At 66.1% G+C, this 15,973-nt stretch carries 13 protein-coding genes; 3 read left to right on the plus strand and 10 right to left on the minus strand.

Annotation, left to right across the window (positions count from 1 at the left end; translation table 11 throughout):
* Positions 1-95 precede the first annotated feature (95 nt).
* The 5 genes from pstS to ACS5PM_RS02590 all read right to left on the minus strand — a co-directional run bounded on the left by pstS (position 96) and on the right by ACS5PM_RS02590 (position 6,289).
* Complete coding sequence (gene pstS / locus ACS5PM_RS02570) at positions 96-1,133, minus strand: phosphate ABC transporter substrate-binding protein PstS (RefSeq protein WP_439385095.1); 1,038 nt, start codon at positions 1,131-1,133, stop codon at positions 96-98.
* 110 nt (positions 1,134-1,243) lie between these two features.
* On the minus strand, positions 1,244-2,599 hold the full coding sequence (gene glmM, locus ACS5PM_RS02575) for a phosphoglucosamine mutase (RefSeq protein WP_439385097.1): 1,356 nt from the start codon (positions 2,597-2,599) through the stop codon (positions 1,244-1,246).
* Positions 2,596-3,420, minus strand: coding sequence for a dihydropteroate synthase (gene folP, locus ACS5PM_RS02580; protein WP_439385607.1), 825 nt, complete (start codon positions 3,418-3,420; stop codon positions 2,596-2,598). Before folP ends, glmM begins: the two co-directional genes overlap by 4 nt.
* Positions 3,421-3,555: 135 nt before the next feature.
* Positions 3,556-5,442, minus strand: a complete 1,887-nt coding sequence (gene ftsH, locus ACS5PM_RS02585; RefSeq protein WP_439385099.1) for an ATP-dependent zinc metalloprotease FtsH — start codon at positions 5,440-5,442, stop codon at positions 3,556-3,558.
* A gap of 136 nt (positions 5,443-5,578) precedes the next feature.
* A complete protein-coding gene (locus tag ACS5PM_RS02590) occupies positions 5,579-6,289 on the minus strand; it encodes an RlmE family RNA methyltransferase (protein WP_439385102.1) in 711 nt (236 codons plus the stop codon).
* A gap of 20 nt (positions 6,290-6,309) precedes the next feature.
* Between ACS5PM_RS02590 and ACS5PM_RS02595 the strand changes: the two genes are divergently transcribed.
* Positions 6,310-6,786, plus strand: coding sequence for a YhbY family RNA-binding protein (locus tag ACS5PM_RS02595; protein WP_439385104.1), 477 nt, complete (start codon positions 6,310-6,312; stop codon positions 6,784-6,786).
* Here ACS5PM_RS02595 and ACS5PM_RS02600 read toward each other — a convergent pair.
* The 4 genes from ACS5PM_RS02600 to carA all read right to left on the minus strand — a co-directional run bounded on the left by ACS5PM_RS02600 (position 6,761) and on the right by carA (position 12,229).
* A complete protein-coding gene (locus tag ACS5PM_RS02600; protein WP_439385106.1) occupies positions 6,761-7,222 on the minus strand; it encodes a DUF4149 domain-containing protein in 462 nt (153 codons plus the stop codon). The two genes, ACS5PM_RS02595 and ACS5PM_RS02600, sit on opposite strands and share 26 nt — an antisense overlap.
* Positions 7,219-7,695 (minus strand): transcription elongation factor GreA, encoded by a 477-nt coding sequence (gene greA, locus ACS5PM_RS02605; protein WP_439385108.1) that lies wholly within the window; start codon positions 7,693-7,695, stop codon positions 7,219-7,221. Before greA ends, ACS5PM_RS02600 begins: the two co-directional genes overlap by 4 nt.
* A 123-nt stretch (positions 7,696-7,818) precedes the next feature.
* Positions 7,819-11,073 (minus strand): carbamoyl-phosphate synthase large subunit, encoded by a 3,255-nt coding sequence (gene carB / locus ACS5PM_RS02610; RefSeq protein WP_439385110.1) that lies wholly within the window; start codon positions 11,071-11,073, stop codon positions 7,819-7,821.
* 1 nt (position 11,074) lies between these two features.
* On the minus strand, positions 11,075-12,229 hold the full coding sequence (gene carA / locus ACS5PM_RS02615; protein WP_439385112.1) for a glutamine-hydrolyzing carbamoyl-phosphate synthase small subunit: 1,155 nt from the start codon (positions 12,227-12,229) through the stop codon (positions 11,075-11,077).
* 323 nt (positions 12,230-12,552) lie between these two features.
* On the opposite strand from carA, the gene ACS5PM_RS02620 reads away from it, so the two are divergent.
* Positions 12,553-13,248, plus strand: coding sequence for a Bax inhibitor-1/YccA family protein (locus tag ACS5PM_RS02620; protein WP_439385114.1), 696 nt, complete (start codon positions 12,553-12,555; stop codon positions 13,246-13,248).
* A gap of 82 nt (positions 13,249-13,330) precedes the next feature.
* Positions 13,331-14,575, plus strand: coding sequence for an NAD(P)/FAD-dependent oxidoreductase (locus tag ACS5PM_RS02625; RefSeq protein WP_439385116.1), 1,245 nt, complete (start codon positions 13,331-13,333; stop codon positions 14,573-14,575).
* 6 nt (positions 14,576-14,581) lie between these two features.
* Here ACS5PM_RS02625 and rlmD read toward each other — a convergent pair whose 3' ends face one another.
* The gene (rlmD, locus tag ACS5PM_RS02630; RefSeq protein ID WP_439385118.1) at positions 14,582-15,931 is read right to left on the minus strand and encodes a 23S rRNA (uracil(1939)-C(5))-methyltransferase RlmD; all 1,350 of its coding nucleotides are present in this window, start codon (positions 15,929-15,931) and stop codon (positions 14,582-14,584) included.
* Between the last annotated feature and the right edge of the window lie 42 nt (positions 15,932-15,973).

Below are 15,973 nucleotides of genomic sequence, written 5' to 3' on the forward strand. Positions count from 1 at the left end.
GGCAGTGTAGCGGTCACCTGTCGCTCCTTCGGTCGCGCCGGCGTGGCACGGGCCCCTTGAGGGGCCCGTCCGTCTCGGCTGGCGTTGACGGTGAATTACTTGAGGGCGATCGGCTTGCCCGCACCATCCTTGACCTCGCCCCACTGCTTGTGCACGAGGCTCTTCACGCTGTCGGGCAGCGGAACGTATTCCAGCTCCGCGGCCATCTTGTCGCCGCTGGCGTAAGCCCAGTCGAAGAACTTGAGCGCGGCACCAGCCTGTTCGGGCTTGGCCTGGACCTTGTGCATCAGGATGAAGGTGGCGCCGGTCAGGGGCCACGACTCCTTGCCCGGCTGATCGGTCAGGACCTGGTAGAAGGTCTTGGCCCAGTCGGCATTGGCGGCAGCGGCCTTGAAATTGGCATCGTCAGGCGCGACGAACGCGCCGTCCTTGTTCTTCAGCTGCACGTGGGCCATCTTGTTCTGCTTGGCGTAGGCGTACTCGACGTAGCCGATCGAGTTCGGCAGGCGCTGCACGTAGGAAGCCACGCCTTCGTTGCCCTTGCCACCGGCGCCGGTCGGCCAGTTGACGGCGGTGCCCTCGCCCACCTTGGCCTTCCAGTCGGCGTTCACCTTGGACAGGTAGTTGGTGAAGATGAAGCTGGTGCCCGAACCATCGGCCCGGCGAACGACCGCGATATCGGCCTCCGGCAAGGCAACGCCCGCGTTGAGCGCCGTGATGGACGGGTCGTTCCACTTCGTGACCTTGCCGAGGTAGATGTCGCCCAGGACCTGCCCGGTGAGCTTCAGCTGACCCGCGGCGATGCCCTTGACGTTGACCACCGGCACCACGCCGCCGATGACGGTCGGGAACTGGAACAGCCCGTCAGCGGCCAGTTCCTCGTCCTTCAGCGGCATGTCGGAGGCACCGAAGTCCACCGTCTTGGACTTGATCTGCTTGATGCCTGCACCGGAGCCGACCGACTGGTAGTTGATCCTCGCGCCGCTGGCCTTGTTGTAGGCGTCCGCCCACTTGGCGTAGATGGGAGCGGGGAACGAGGCTCCTGCGCCGGTCACGTCCTGCGCCAGGGCGGCACCGGACAGCATCAGGGCGGCAACGCCCAGCCAGATCGGACGAATCACAACTTTCAGCATGTCACTACCTTTTCTTCAGCGGGTTGCCCGGCACTGTAGAAAGCTTGTGTGACAGCGCCGTGACGCCGGGGCGGCGTCACGCAGGTGTCATGAACCTGTCACGAACCGGCTCAGGCCCCGTTCCGGGCGGCCTCGGCGAGGCGTTCGGCCATGCGGCGGGAGGTTTCCGCCTCCCGGGCCTCGACCATGACCCGCAACACCGGTTCGGTGCCGGAAGGGCGGATCAGGACGCGACCGGTACGGCCCAGTTCGACCTGTATGGTCTCGATCTGGCGGGCCAGCTGCGCGTTGCGCTTCCAGTCGCTGCCTTGGGCCAGGCGCACATTGATCATCGTCTGCGGAAAGAGTTGCACCTCGTTCAGCAGGACGGACAGGGCGCGGCTGCTGCGCTGAACGGCCTGAAGGACCTGCAAGGCGCTGACGATGCCGTCACCGGTGCTGTGCTTGTCCAGTGCCAGCAGATGACCGGAGCCCTCCCCACCGAGCAGCCATCCTCGCCGGCCGAGCTCCTCCAGCACGTAGCGATCGCCCACCTTGGCTCGCACGAGCGGAATGCCTTGCCCCGCGAGGGCCACTTCAATGGCCATGTTGGTCATCAAGGTTCCGACGACTCCCGGCACCTCTTCGCCGTGCGTCCGTCTGTCCATGGCGAGCAGGTAGAGGAGTTCGTCGCCGTTGTACAGCCGGCCCGCAGCGTCGACCATCTGCAACCGATCCGCGTCGCCGTCCAGGGCGACCCCGTAGTCGGCGCCGTGCTCGCGTACCGCCTGCACCAGCGCCTGGGGTGCCGTGGCGCCAAAGCCCGCGTTGATGTTGGTTCCGTTGGGCGCGCAGCCGATGCTCACGACCTGGGCGCCCAACTCGTGAAACACGGCCGGCGCCACCTGGTAAGCCGCACCGTTCGCGGCATCGACCACCAGCTTCAGGCCCTTGAGCGTCAGCTCCCCGCTCACCGTGGCCTTGCAGAACTCGATGTATCGGCCCTGCGCATCATCGATACGGCGGGCTCGGCCGAGCCGTGCCGAGTCGACCCATTGCGGTGGCTCGTCGAGTGCAGCCTCGACGGCGAGCTCCCATTCGTCGGGCAACTTTTCGCCCCGGGCCGAGAAGAACTTGATGCCGTTGTCCGGATAGGCGTTGTGCGAGGCACTGATCACCAGGCCCAGGTCCAGCCGCAGGGCGCGGGTAAGGTAGGCCACGCCGGGCGTCGGCAGCGGCCCGGTCAGGAGGACATCCACGCCAGCCGAGGCGAATCCGGCTTCCAGAGCCGATTCGAGCATGTAGCCCGAGATGCGGGTGTCCTTGCCTATCAGCACGCCGGGAGCACGCCGGTCTTCGCGGGATGCCGCGCTTCGCTGAAGGACACGGCCCACGGCATGGCCCAGCCGCAACGCGAAATCTGGCGTGATCGGCGCCTGGCCAACGGTGCCGCGGATGCCATCGGTGCCGAAGTAGCGACGGGTCATGGGTCGGTTCTCCTCTGAGTCTCGTTGTTGTCGCAGCCTGGTGCGCCTCCCAGGCCTGCCGAATTCCACACCTTCAAGGCATCGACGGTGTCGGCCACGTCATGCACGCGAACCACTCTTGCCCCCAGGGCCACGGCGGCCAAAGCGGCTGCGACGCTGGGCACCATCCGTTCGCCCGCCGGGCGGCCGGTCAACTGCCCAAGGGTCCCCTTGCGCGACCAGCCCGCCAGCAACGGGCGGCCCAGTGCCGTCAGCTCCCGTTGGCGCCGGAACAGCATCAGATTGTGGTCCAGCGTCTTGCCGAAACCGTACCCCGGGTCGAGCACGATGCGCTCCGCCGCGATGCCGGCCGTTTCGGCGACCGCCATTCGTTGTGCCAGGAAGCCAGCGACATCGACCACCACATCGTCATAGTGGGGCGATATCTGCATCGTCGCCGGTTCGCCCTGCATGTGCATCAGGCACAGGCCTGCGCGCGGATGAGCCGCGGCGGCCGCCAGCGCCCCCGGGGACTGCAGCGCGCGGATGTCGTTGATGATGTCGGCTCCGGCGTCGAGGACCGCACGGATGACTTCGTGCCGGCTGGTATCCACGGAGACCGGCACGCCCAGCGTGACCGCCTGCCGAACCACCGGCAGGACGCGCGCCAGTTCGACCTCGACTGGCGGTGGCTGCGACCCCGGCCGGGTCGACTCTCCGCCGATGTCCAGGATGTCGGCGCCCTGCGCCAGAAGGCGCTCCGCATGCAGGCACGCAGCAGCCTCATCGGCGTGGCGACCGCCGTCCGAGAAGGAATCCGGCGTGACATTCACGATGCCCATCACCAGCGGTCGGGAGGTCAGGTCCAGGCTGAAACGGGCGGTCTGCCAGAGGTAGGTCGACACGATGGCTCGACAGGTGCAAGAACAACGGGGCCTTGCGGCCCCGTTACGGTCTGTGGTGTGTCGCCGCGGCGATCAGGCCGTGGCCGGCGCGCTGTCCGGGTTGACCGGCGGAGTGGCGCCATTGCCCGTGCGATTGGCCGACGGCGTCCAATCCTTCGGCGGGCGCGGCGGCTTGTCGTTCATGATGTCGTCGACCTGGTCGGCATCGATGGTTTCCCACTCCAGCAGCGCCTTGGCCATGGCATGCATCTTGTCTGCGTTCTCTTCGATCAGCTTGCGTGCGATCGAGTACTGCTCGTCGATGATGCGCCGGACCTCCGAATCGACCTTGCGCATCGTGTCTTCGGACACGTTGGTCGTCTTGGTCACCGAGCGGCCGAGGAACACTTCGCCTTCGTTCTCGGCGTAGACCATGGGGCCCAGCGTGTCGCTCATGCCGTACCTGGTCACCATGTCGCGGGCGATCTGGGTGGCACGCTCGAAGTCGCTGCTGGCGCCAGTGGTCATCTGGTTCATGAAGACCTCTTCGGCGATCCGGCCACCGAACAGCATCGAGATGCGGTTCAGCATGTAGATCTTGTCGTAGCCGTAGCGATCCTTCTCGGGCAGGGAGACGGTCACGCCGAGGGCACCGCCGCGCGGGATGATAGTCACCTTGTGAACGGGATCCAGCTTGGGCAGGAGGCGACCGACCAGCGCATGCCCGGCTTCGTGGTATGCCGTGTTGGTGCGCTCCTCCTCGTCCATCACCATGGACTTGCGCTCGGTGCCCATGATGATCTTGTCCTTGGCACGCTCGAAGTCGATCATCTCGACCACGCGAGCGTTGCGCCGGGCGGCAAACAGCGCCGCCTCGTTGACCAGGTTGGCCAGGTCCGCACCTGAGAAGCCCGGCGTGCCGCGCGCGATGATGTCCGCCTTGACGTCGCCGCCGACCGGTACCTTGCGCATGTGCACGTTCAGGATCTGCTCGCGGCCGCGGATGTCCGGCAGCGTCACGTAGACCTGGCGGTCGAAACGGCCGGGGCGCAGCAGCGCGGGGTCGAGGATGTCCGGCCGGTTGGTGGCGGCCATCACGATGACACCGAGGTTGGTTTCGAAGCCGTCCATCTCGACGAGCATCTGGTTCAGCGTCTGCTCGCGCTCGTCGTTGCCGCCGCCCAGGCCAGCGCCGCGATGGCGGCCGACCGCATCGATCTCGTCGACGAAGATGATGCACGGAGCGCTCTTCTTGGCCTGCTCGAACATGTCGCGCACGCGAGCCGCACCGACACCGACGAACATCTCGACGAAGTCGGAACCGGAGATCGAGAAGAACGGCACCTTGGCCTCACCGGCAATCGCCTTGGCCAGCAGCGTCTTGCCCGTCCCCGGAGGGCCGACCAGCAACACGCCGCGCGGAATGCGGCCGCCCAGCTTCTGGAACTTCTGCGGGTCCTTCAGGAAGTCGACCAGCTCCTTCACCTCCTCCTTGGCCTCGTCGCAGCCGGCGACGTCAGCGAAGGTGGTGGAGTTGTTGGCCTCGTCCAGCATGCGAGCCTTCGACTTGCCGAAGCTGAAGGCGCCGCCCTTGCCGCCGCCCTGCATCTGGCGCATGAAGTAGATCCAGACGCCGATCAGCAACAGCATCGGGCCCCAGGACAACAGCAGTGTCTGAAGCAGCGAGGGCTCTTCGTCCGGCTTGCCCGAAACCTGCACGCCGTATTTCATCAGATCGCCCACCATCCACAGGTCGCCAGGCGACGAGATGGTGAAAGGCTGGCCATCGTTGGGCGTGACCTTCAGGGTCCGCCCCTGCACCTCGACCCGCTTGATGCGACCTTGCTTGGCGTCGTCCATGAACTGGGTGTAGGTCACCTGTTCGCTGGCACGGGGCTTGTCGAACTGCTTGAAGACGGTGAACAACACCAAGGCGATCACCAGCCAGACGGCGACCTTCGAAATCCACTGATTGTTCACCGCGGTTCCTTTGCGAAGTCCTGAGGGAATGAACTGGCAACCCAGCTCGTCACCTCGGCATATAGGGTTGATTCTAGTCGACTCAATACCGGGGATGCTGCCAGAGGGTGACTTGGGTCAAGGCAGCCGCAAATGGCTAAAACAGGCTGTTTTCGGGCCTTCGGATGCCCGATCCGACCTTTTTGAGACCAATTCCCACCAGAAATGTTTCCGACGATTTGTCTCTGGATGCTTTGGGCTTGATCGGCTTGACCACACGGAAGTGGCGCTTGAAGAGCTCCGCCAGCTGGCTGTAGCCGCTGCCATGGAAAACCTTGGCCACCAGGGCGCCCTCCGGCTTCAGATGCCGGCCCGCGAAATCCACCGCGAGCTCGACCAGGTGGGCGATGCGTGCCGAATCGGACGCGGCAATGCCCGACAGGTTGGGCGCCATGTCGGATACCACCAGATCCACCGCTCGCCCGGCCAGTTCATCTTCCAGGCGATGCATCACCTCATCTTCGCGGAAGTCCCCCTGGATGAATCGCACGCCATCGATCGGCGCGAACTCCAGCAGGTCGAGCGCGATGATCGTGCCGTCCAGTTCGCCGGTGGCGGCCCCGCCGGTGCCGGCTGCCTTGGGAGCGAAACGCCGGCGCAGGTACTGGCTCCAGGCGCCCGGGGCGGCGCCCAGGTCCACCACGACCTGGCCCGGACGCACCAGACCGAAGGCCTCGTCGATCTCCTTGAGCTTGTAGGCCGCCCGAGCTCGGTAGCCCTCCTTCTGCGCCAGCTTGACGTAGGGATCGGTCAGGTGGTCGTGCAGCCAAGCCTTGTTGACCTTCTTGCTCTTCGTCTTGATCTTCATGCGGCTGCGATAATGACAGGATGTCTGCAATTGAATTGACACCCGCCGAACGCAAGGAAAAGCGGGGAGAAGCCCATCACCTGGATCCGGTGGTGATGATTGGTGCCGACGGCCTGACGCCGGCTGTCCTGAAGGAAACGGAAGCCGCCCTCAAGGCGCATGGGCTGATCAAGGTGCGGATGCTGTCCGACGATCGCGCCGCGCGGGAGGCCGCGCTGGCGACATTGGCAGACGAACTCGGCGCTGCGTCGGTGCAGCACATCGGCAAGCTGCTGGTGCTCTGGAGGCCCCTGCCCGAGAAGGCGGTCGCCGCGAAGGATGACCGCAAGCCGGGGCCGCGCACCGTCAAGCTGGTCAGCTTTTCCAAGAGCGGCAACCATCGTCCGACGGTGAAGAAGGTCAAGGTCTTCGGCAACCAGCGCGTGACGGCCGGCGGGCAGATCAAGCGCGTCAAGGCGAGGGCCACCAGCGTCAAGAAGAAGGCCCAGCAGAGCTGATCGACGGGCCGCAGGCGCGCCAGGCCAGTGCCGACACCGCCGCGATCTTCCCGGCGAAGAAGGCAAGACTCACGGCATGCAACTGGCCGAAGGTCCAGTTGCCCTGCCCGGCCCGCGCCGCCTCCAGCATCGGCTGAAGTCCGAAGTACCCGAACACGGTGCAGAAGATGGCTGTCAACGCCAGGATGATCGGTGTCGTGAACCGGGATCCGCCGTGTACGGCCGCGCTGGCCACCCGGCGCTCCAGCAACAGGACAGCCACCCCCAGCGCGAGACTGAGGTAGGCCTCCTGCGCGAAGATCCTGCCGACCACTCGGCCGGCCTCATGCAAGGCCAGGATGGCAAACGGCGCGGGCGTGGCGATGAGCGCAATGCACAGTAGGACGCCAGCCCACAGCCCGGGAATCAGGCGCCGGGCCCGTTCCTGCAGGCTCACTGGTAACGCACCGCCACGATCTCGTAGCTCTTCACGCCGCCAGGAGCGCGCACTTCGGCGACGTCGCCGACCTCCTTGCCGATCAGCGCACGGGCAATGGGCGAGCTGATGGAGATGAGCCCGAGCTTCAGGTCGGCCTCGTCGTCGCCGACGATCTGATAGGTCACTGCCGCCCCCGACTCTTCCTCCTCCAGATCGACCGTGGCGCCGAACACGACGCGGCCCCCGGCATCCAGCGAGGCCGGGTCGATGATCTGGGCAGCCGCCAGCTTGCCCTCGATTTCGAGGATGCGGCCCTCGATGAAGCCCTGCTTGTCCTTGGCGGCGTCGTACTCGGCGTTCTCCGACAGGTCACCCTGGGCTCGCGCCTCGGCGATGGCCTGGATCACCGCGTGGCGGTCGACGGTCTTGAGCCGTTGAAGCTCTTGCTTGAGCTTCTCGGCGCCGCGCTTGGTGAGTGGAATGGTCGTCATGGGAGTCGTGGCAAAAAGGAAAACGCGCCATCTGGCGCGCTTCGAGTGGAAGTTTAGAGCAGTTTGACCGGCCGGCAAGCCCGCGGACCTCGTGCGGATTTGCCGCCCGGCGGCGACGAACGGTCAGCTGAGCGCGGCGTGCAACTCTTGAAGCGACAGCACGTTCGGATCGTCCTGGTGCTTCAGCGCTTCGGTAACGGCCTCGCATCCCGCCATGGTGGTGTAGTAGGTCACCCGATTGGCCAGGGCGGCGGTGCGGATGTAGCGCGAATCGGCGATGGCCGTGCGGGTCTCGTCCACAGTGGTGAACACCAGCTGGATATCCCCGGCCTTGATCATGTCCGCGATGTGCGGCCGGCCGTCCTTCACCTTGTTCACGACCTTCACCGGCACGCCGGCGGCAGCAATCGCGGCCGCCGTGCCTTTGGTGGCCACCACCTGGTAGCCCAGGTCGACCAGGTCACCCGCGACCTTGATCGCGCGATCCTTGTCATTGTTCTTGACCGTGATGACCACGGTCCCCTTGGCCGGCAGGCGCGAGCCGGCACCGAGCTGGCTCTTGAGCATGGCCTCCCCGAAGGTGTAGGCCACGCCCATCACCTCGCCGGTCGAGCGCATCTCGGGACCGAGGATGGGATCGACGCCGGGGAACTTGTTGAACGGAAAGACCGCCTCCTTCACGCTGAAGTACGGCGGGATCACCTCGTGCGGCGGCTTGCCGTCCTTGCCGCGCTGGTCGGCCAGCTTCTGGCCCGCCATGCATCGCGCGGCGATCTTGGCAAGCGGCTGGGCGGTGGCCTTCGAAACGAACGGGACCGTCCGCGAGGCGCGAGGGTTCACCTCCAGCACGTAGACGGTGCGTTCGTCGCCCTCGCCCTGGATGGCGAACTGAACGTTCATCAGCCCGACGACCTTCAGCGCACGCGCCATCAGCGCCGTCTGGCGGCGAAGCTCGTCCTGCAGCGAGACGGGCAGCGAGTACGGCGGCAGCGAGCACGCCGAGTCGCCGGAGTGGACGCCGGCCTGCTCGATGTGCTCCATGATGCCGCCGATCATCACGTCGCGGCCGTCACTGATGCAATCGACGTCGACCTCGATGGCGTCGTCGAGGAAGCGGTCGAGCAACACCGGCGACTTCTCGGACACGCGCACGGCCTCGCGCATGTAGCGCTCCAGGTCCTTGTCGCCGTGCACGATCTCCATCGCGCGGCCGCCGAGTACATAGCTCGGGCGTACGACCAGCGGGTAGCCGATCTCCTGCGCCATCGCCAGCGCAGCCTCTTCGGTGCGCGCGGTGCGGTTGGGCGGCTGCTTCAGGCCCAGGTCGTTGAGCAGCTTCTGGAAGCGCTCGCGATCCTCGGCGATGTCGATCGAATCGGGGCTGGTGCCGATGATGGGGACGCCGGCGCGCTCCAGGTCGAGCGCGAGCTTCAGGGGCGTCTGGCCGCCGTATTGCACGATCACGCCGACGGGTTTCTCCTTGTCGACGATCTCCAGCACATCTTCCAGCGTCACCGGCTCGAAGTAGAGGCGATCGGAGGTGTCGTAGTCGGTCGACACGGTTTCCGGGTTGCAGTTGACCATGATGGTCTCGTACCCGTCTTCGCGCATCGCCAGTGCCGCGTGCACGCAGCAGTAGTCGAACTCGATGCCCTGGCCGATGCGGTTGGGGCCGCCGCCGAGCACCATGATCTTCTTCCTGTCGCTGGGCTGGGCCTCGCACTCCTCGTCGTAGGTCGAGTACAGGTAGGCCGTCTGGGTCGCGAATTCTGCGGCGCAGGTATCCACTCGCTTGTAGACCGGGCGCACGCCGAGCGCATGCCGCCGGGCGCGGACCTCGTGCTGGTTGGTGGCGAGCAACTTGGCCAGGCGCTTGTCGGAGAAGCCCTTTCGCTTGAGGAAGAACACCTCGTCCTTCGACAGGCTGTCCACAGTGCGACCCGCCAGCGCCTTCTCGGTCGAGACGATCTGCTCGATCTGGGCCAGGAACCACGGGTCGATGGCCGTCTCGGCAAAGATCTCGTCCAGCGTCATGCCGATGCGGAAGGCGTCAGCGACGTAGAGGATCCGCTCGGGCCCGGCCTCGCCGATCTCCTGCACGATCTCCTCGCGGTCGGTCGAGCGCTCCGTGAGCCCGTCGATGCCGGTCTCGAGGCCGCGCAGGGCCTTCTGGAAGCTCTCCTGGAAAGTGCGGCCCATGGCCATGACCTCGCCCACCGACTTCATCTGGGTGGTGAGGTGCGGATCGGCGGCGGGAAACTTCTCGAAAGCGAACCGAGGAATCTTGGTGACGACGTAGTCGATCGACGGCTCGAACGAGGCCGGGGTGGCGCCGCCCGTGATGTCGTTCTTCAACTCATCCAGCGTGTAGCCGACGGCCAGCTTGGCCGCCACCTTGGCGATGGGGAATCCGGTCGCCTTGGATGCCAGTGCCGACGAACGCGAGACACGCGGATTCATCTCGATCACGATCATCCGGCCGGTGTCCGGGTTGATCGAGAACTGGACGTTCGAGCCGCCGGTGTCGACGCCGATCTCGCGCAGGATCGCGATCGAGGCGTTGCGCAGCAGCTGGTATTCCTTGTCGGTCAGCGTCTGGGCCGGTGCCACCGTGATGGAGTCGCCCGTGTGGATGCCCATCGGGTCGAGGTTTTCGATGGAGCACACGATGATGCAGTTGTCGGCCCTGTCGCGGACGACCTCCATCTCGTACTCCTTCCAGCCGATGAGCGACTCCTCGATCAGCAGCTCCTTGGTCGGCGAGAGGTCGAGTCCGCGCTTGCAGATCTCTTCGAATTCTTCCGGGTTGTAGGCGATCCCGCCGCCGGTGCCGCCGAGGGTGAAGCTCGGGCGGATGACCATCGGGAAGCCTGAGCCTCCGATCTCCGCCTGAATCGCCTTCTGCACGGCCCAGGCCTCCTCCATCGAGTGCGCGATGCCGGACTTGGCCGAGCCAAGTCCGATCTTCGTCATCGCATCCTTGAACTTCAGGCGGTCCTCGGCCTTCTCGATGGCGTGCTCGTTGGCGCCGATCATCTCGACACCGTACTTGCCCAGCACGCCGTGGCGGTGCAGATCCAGGGCGCAGTTCAGCGCCGTCTGGCCACCCATGGTCGGCAGGATGGCATCCGGGCGCTCCTTGGCGATGATCTTCTCGACGACCTGCCAGGTGATGGGCTCGATGTAGGTCACATCCGCCGTGTCCGGGTCGGTCATGATGGTCGCCGGATTGGAGTTGACCAGGATGACCTTGTAGCCCTCTTCACGCAGGGCCTTGCAGGCCTGCGCGCCGGAATAGTCGAACTCGCAGGCCTGGCCGATGATGATCGGGCCGGCGCCGATGATCAGGATGCTTTGGATGTCGGTGCGCTTGGGCATTTCAGTTCTTCTCCATCAACGCCACGAAGCGGTCGAACAGGTAACCGATGTCATGCGGGCCCGGCGAGGCTTCGGGGTGGCCCTGGAAGCAAAAGGCCGGCTTGTCGGTCCGGGCGAGGCCCTGGAGGGTGCCGTCAAACAGGCTCACGTGAGTGGGTCGAAGGTTGGACGGCAACGTCTTCTCGTCGACGGCGAACCCGTGGTTCTGGCTGGTAATCGAGACGCGACCGTTGTCCAGGTCCTTCACGGGGTGGTTGGCTCCGTGATGGCCGAACTTCATCTTGAACGTCTTGGCGCCCGATGCGAGGGCCATGATCTGGTGCCCCAGGCAGATGCCGAACACCGGCAATCCGCTGTCGATCAGCTCACGGGTGGCCGAAATGGCGTAGTCGCAGGGCTCCGGATCGCCTGGGCCGTTGGACAGGAAGATGCCATCCGGCTTGTACTTGAGCACCTCGCTCGCCGGAGTCTTGGCCGGCACCACGGTGACGCGGCAGCCGCGTTCGGCGAGCATGCGCAGGATGTTGCGCTTGACGCCGTAGTCGTAGGCCACGACGTGGAACCTGCCATTCGCGAGCTGCCCGTAGCCGGGCGTGCCGTCCTCGCGGGACAGGCGCCACTCGGTCTCCGTCCACTCGTAGGGATGTCCGATGGTGACGACCTGGGCCAGGTCCAGGCCGGACATGCTTGGAGCCGCCTGCGCGCGACCAACGGCCTCGGCGATCTCGGCATCCGTGATCACGTGACCCGGCTCGAAGGTGGCGATGCAGCCGTTCTGCGCCCCCTGGGTGCGCAGCACCCGCGTGAGCCGGCGGGTATCGATGTCGGCGATGGCCACCGTGCCCTGGGACTGCAGGTATTCGGTCAGGGTCTGCCCGTGGCGAAAGTTGGAGACGCGGACCGGCAAGTCCTTGATGATGAGGCCGGCGGCATGGACCTTCGACGCCTCGACATCCTCGGCATTGACCCCATAGTTGCCGATGTGCGGATACGTCAGCGTGACGATCTGCCGGCAGTAGCTGGGGTCGGTGAGGATTTCCTGGTAGCCGGTGAGCGCGGTGTTGAACACCACCTCGCCGACCGTGTGACCGGCTGCGCCGATCGAGGTGCCGGTAAAGACCGTGCCGTCTGCAAGAGCCAGGAGAGCAGGCGCCATGACAGGCACCAGGGACACAGGCGCCTGGGGGGACGTTGCGGGCAACAAAGGAAACTCCGGTGTTTGCGCACCCAGCCCCGGCCCACTTGCCGCCCCGGCGATGCGGGGCTCGGGCAGGACTCGAGAGGAAACCGTGAGGGGAGTTTCGCTGGGTGGATGTGGGTCGGTTAAACCTTCAAATTATAGCTCCAGATCGGCCGGTCGTCCACGGCCTGCCGGGTCCGCGGCAGGCGTGCCCCGTGGGAGCAGGAACTAGAATCGGCCCGGGCGGGTCTGACCCGCTGCGCTGCACTGTGAGCGCCCTTGCAACCAACGGAGGTCCCATGAACGAAAGCCTGCAAACCTACACCGGCCTGGCCGGGTCGGGCACGCTGGCCGCGCAACGCAATCGCGTCCTGCGCAATACCTACTGGCTCCTGGCCTTGTCGATGATCCCCACGGTCCTGGGCGCGTGGGTCGGTGTCTCCACCGGCATCACGGCGGCCATGTCGCCTGGCGTCGGCCTGATCGTCTTCCTCGTCGGCGCCTACGGCCTGATGTTCGGCATCGAGAAGACCAAGCATTCGTCGGCCGGCGTGGCCATGCTGCTGGCGTTCACCTTCTTCATGGGCCTGATGCTTTCGCGCCTGATCGGAGCGGTGCTGGGCTTTCGCAACGGCACGGCGCTGGTCATGACGGCCTTCGGCGGCACGGCAGGGGTCTTCCTGGCCATGGCCATGCTCGCCTCGGTGGTCAAGCGCGATCTGTCGGGCATGGGCAAGTTCCTGTTCGTCGGTGCGGTGGTCATCATGGTGGCCGGCATCATCAACGTCTTCGTGCAATCCAGCGCCGCCTTCCTGACGATCTCGGTGCTGTGCATCGGCCTGTTCTCGGCCTTCATGGTTTACGACCTGAAGCGCGTGATCGACGGCGGCGAGACCAACTACATCACCGCGACGCTGGCACTCTATCTGGACATCTACAACGTGTTCCAGAGCCTGCTCAGCCTGCTGGGCATCTTCGGCGGCGAAAGCGACTGACGCGCTGAACCCGGTTCATCCCCACGGCAAAGGGCCCCTCGCGGGCCCTTTGTCCTGTCTGGACGGAGCAAAATCGTGCCTGATGAGACCGCCATGGAACCAGGCACTCGGCGCGCTGGCCGCGCGCTGTGACACGCTCGTGATAGGCGCCGGCCCCGCCGGCAGCGCCTGCGCCCGCGTCCTCTCGCAGGCCGGGCGGGACGTGACGCTGATCGACGCCCACCCCTTTCCGCGAGACAAGGTGTGCGGCGATGGCCTCGTGCCGGACTCCCACGCCGCCTTGCGGCGCCTCGGCGTCCACGAACGGGTGATGGCCGTGGCGAGAAAGGCCGATGCCGCCCGTTGCGTCGGCCCAGGCGGCAGGTCGATCGACATCCCGGGCGAACTGGCCGTCCTGCCCCGGCGCGAACTGGACGCGATCCTGTGCAACGCCGCGCTGGAGTCGGGCGCAAGAATGGTCGCGCCCGCCAGGTTCGTCGGCACGCTGCGCGATGGCACCGGCCGGGTGGTCGGTGCACGTCTCACGGACGGAGAAGTCTCGCGGGAAGTCACCTGCCGATGGCTGGTGCTGGCGACAGGCGCGAAGCCCAACGCGCTCCTCTCGACCGGGCTGTGCGAGCGGCGGACACCGAGTGCAATGGCCTTGCGGGCTTATGTTCGACACGAAGGGCTGGTGGCAGAGATTCCGAACCTGCGCTTCGTCTGGCATCGCCGAATGCGCGGCGGCTACGGCTGGATCTTTCCCGCCCGGGACGGGTTGTTCAACATCGGCGTCGGCCTTTTGGACAGCCACGTGGAAGCTGCCGATGGGAGCCTAGACGGGCGACGCCAAGGCCCCAACCTGCGTGCACTGTTCGACGATTTTCTGCGTGTGGATCCGGTCGCTGCACGCCTCATGCGGGAGGGCACTCAGGTGGGCGAGTTGCGGGGCGCGCCCCTGCGCTGCGACCTCGAAGGCTCCCAGGTGGCGGCCGCAGGCGTGTTGGTGGCAGGTGAAGCGGCCGGTGCGACCTATGCTTTCTCGGGGGAGGGCATCGGCAAGGCGCTGGAGACCGGCATCGCGGCGGCCGAAAGCCTGCTCGCTCACCAGGACGACCAGGGCGTTCTGGCCGACTACCGCGCGAGGCTGGACGTGCTGCGGCCGCGCTTCCAGATGTACCGCAAGGCGGCCAGCTTCAACCGCCACCCATGGCTGGTCAGCCTGGTCATCTGGCGTGCCCTGCGCAGCCGGCGCACCATCGCGCGACTTTCGGACATCCTGAACGAGCGGCGCCTGCCGGGCAGCCTGCTGTCCTGGCGGGGCTTCAAGGGGATGCTGTTCGGCTGAGCAGGTTCAGTCGCGGTCGAAGACGGCCATGCTCTCCACGTGCGCCGTGTGCGGGAACATGTTCACCGCGCCTGCCGCACTGCACCGGTACCCCGCTACATGAACGAGAAGGCCGGCGTCGCGGGCCAGTGTGGCGGGGTTGCAGCTGACATAGACGATCCGGCGCGGCGGCGTCCAGCCGCCAGGCGGGCCGGGCGCCAGATCCGCCAGGGCCTTGGCGAGCGCGAATGCTCCCTCGCGAGGCGGGTCAACGAGCCACTTGTCTGCCGATCCGAAAGAGACCAGGTCCTCCGGGGTGATCTCAAACAGGTTGCGGGCGGCGAACGAAGACTTGCCAGCCAGGCCGTTGCGCTCGGCGTTCTGCTGCGAGCGCTCGACCAGCGCCTCGCTGCCCTCGATGCCCAGCACCTCACGAGCGCGTGTCGCCAGCGGCAGCGTGAAGTTGCCCAGGCCGCAGAACCAGTCGATGACTCGTTCGTCCGCTTGCACGTCCAGCAGGCGCAGCGCCCGCCCGACCAGCACCGTGTTGACCTGGTGGTTGACCTGGGTGAAGTCGGTCGGCTTGAACGGCATGGTCAAACCGAACTCGGGCATCGTGTAGGCCAGCTCCGGCCCTTGATCGTCCAGCAAGTGAACGGTGTCAGGGCCCTTGGGCTGCAGCCACCACTGCACGCCGTGGGCATCGGCGAACTCGCGCAAACGGGCGAGATCGCCGGAACTCAGCGGCTCCAGATGGCGCAACACCAATGCGATCACGCCCTCGCCCGCCGCCAGTTCGATCTGCGGCAGCCGGTCGCGGGCATCCATCGCGCCGATCAAGGCGCGAAGCGGCAGCAGCATGTCGCTCACGCGGCGCGGCACGACGTGGCATTCCGTCATGTCCGCCACATAGCGAGATTTGCGCTCGTGAAAGCCCACCAGCACGGTGCCCTTCTTGGCGACGTAGCGCACCGAGAGGCGGGCTCGAAGGCGATAACCCCAGGCCGGCCCTTCGATGGGCCGGAGCACGCGCTCGGCCTTCACCTTGCCCAGGTGGGCCAGGTTGTCCTCCAAGACGCGCTGCTTGATGGCCACCTGCGCGCCGGCATGCAGATGCTGCATCTTGCAGCCCCCGCAGGCGCCGGCGTGCAGTCCGAAGTGAGGACAGGCGGGACGCACGCGCTGCGAGCTTTCGCGCCTGAGCGACTTCAGCGTCGCCTGCTCCCACTGGTTCTTGCGCTTGTGAACGTCGACCTGCACATGCTCGCCCGGCAGGGCACCCTCGATGAAGACGACCTTGCCTTCACTGTTGTGGGCCACGCCCTGGGCCTCGATGTCGAGCGATTCGACGACCAGCCATTCGTTCGGTTGGGTCATGATGGAAAAGCGCCGCCCGAAGGCGGCGCCATTGGAAGCTGG

This window comes from Ideonella flava (assembly GCF_051857595.1).
GTDB lineage: Bacteria > Pseudomonadota > Gammaproteobacteria > Burkholderiales > Burkholderiaceae_C > Ideonella.

What these genes read in the sequence shown, in the direction of transcription:
- pstS (WP_439385095.1), bottom strand. Translation starts at nt 1,133, where the DNA reads ATGCTGAAAGTTGTGATTCGTCCGATCTGGCTGGGCGTTGCCGCCCTG.
- glmM (WP_439385097.1), bottom strand. Translation starts at nt 2,599, where the DNA reads ATGACCCGTCGCTACTTCGGCACCGATGGCATCCGCGGCACCGTTGGC.
- folP (WP_439385607.1), bottom strand. Translation starts at nt 3,420, where the DNA reads ATGGGCATCGTGAATGTCACGCCGGATTCCTTCTCGGACGGCGGTCGC.
- ACS5PM_RS02590 (WP_439385102.1), bottom strand. Translation starts at nt 6,289, where the DNA reads ATGAAGATCAAGACGAAGAGCAAGAAGGTCAACAAGGCTTGGCTGCAC.
- ACS5PM_RS02595 (WP_439385104.1), top strand. Translation starts at nt 6,310, where the DNA reads ATGTCTGCAATTGAATTGACACCCGCCGAACGCAAGGAAAAGCGGGGA.
- greA (WP_439385108.1), bottom strand. Translation starts at nt 7,695, where the DNA reads ATGACGACCATTCCACTCACCAAGCGCGGCGCCGAGAAGCTCAAGCAA.
- carB (WP_439385110.1), bottom strand. Translation starts at nt 11,073, where the DNA reads ATGCCCAAGCGCACCGACATCCAAAGCATCCTGATCATCGGCGCCGGC.
- carA (WP_439385112.1), bottom strand. Translation starts at nt 12,229, where the DNA reads ATGGCGCCTGCTCTCCTGGCTCTTGCAGACGGCACGGTCTTTACCGGC.
- ACS5PM_RS02620 (WP_439385114.1), top strand. Translation starts at nt 12,553, where the DNA reads ATGAACGAAAGCCTGCAAACCTACACCGGCCTGGCCGGGTCGGGCACG.
- ACS5PM_RS02625 (WP_439385116.1), top strand. Translation starts at nt 13,331, where the DNA reads ATGAGACCGCCATGGAACCAGGCACTCGGCGCGCTGGCCGCGCGCTGT.
- rlmD (WP_439385118.1), bottom strand. Translation starts at nt 15,931, where the DNA reads ATGACCCAACCGAACGAATGGCTGGTCGTCGAATCGCTCGACATCGAG.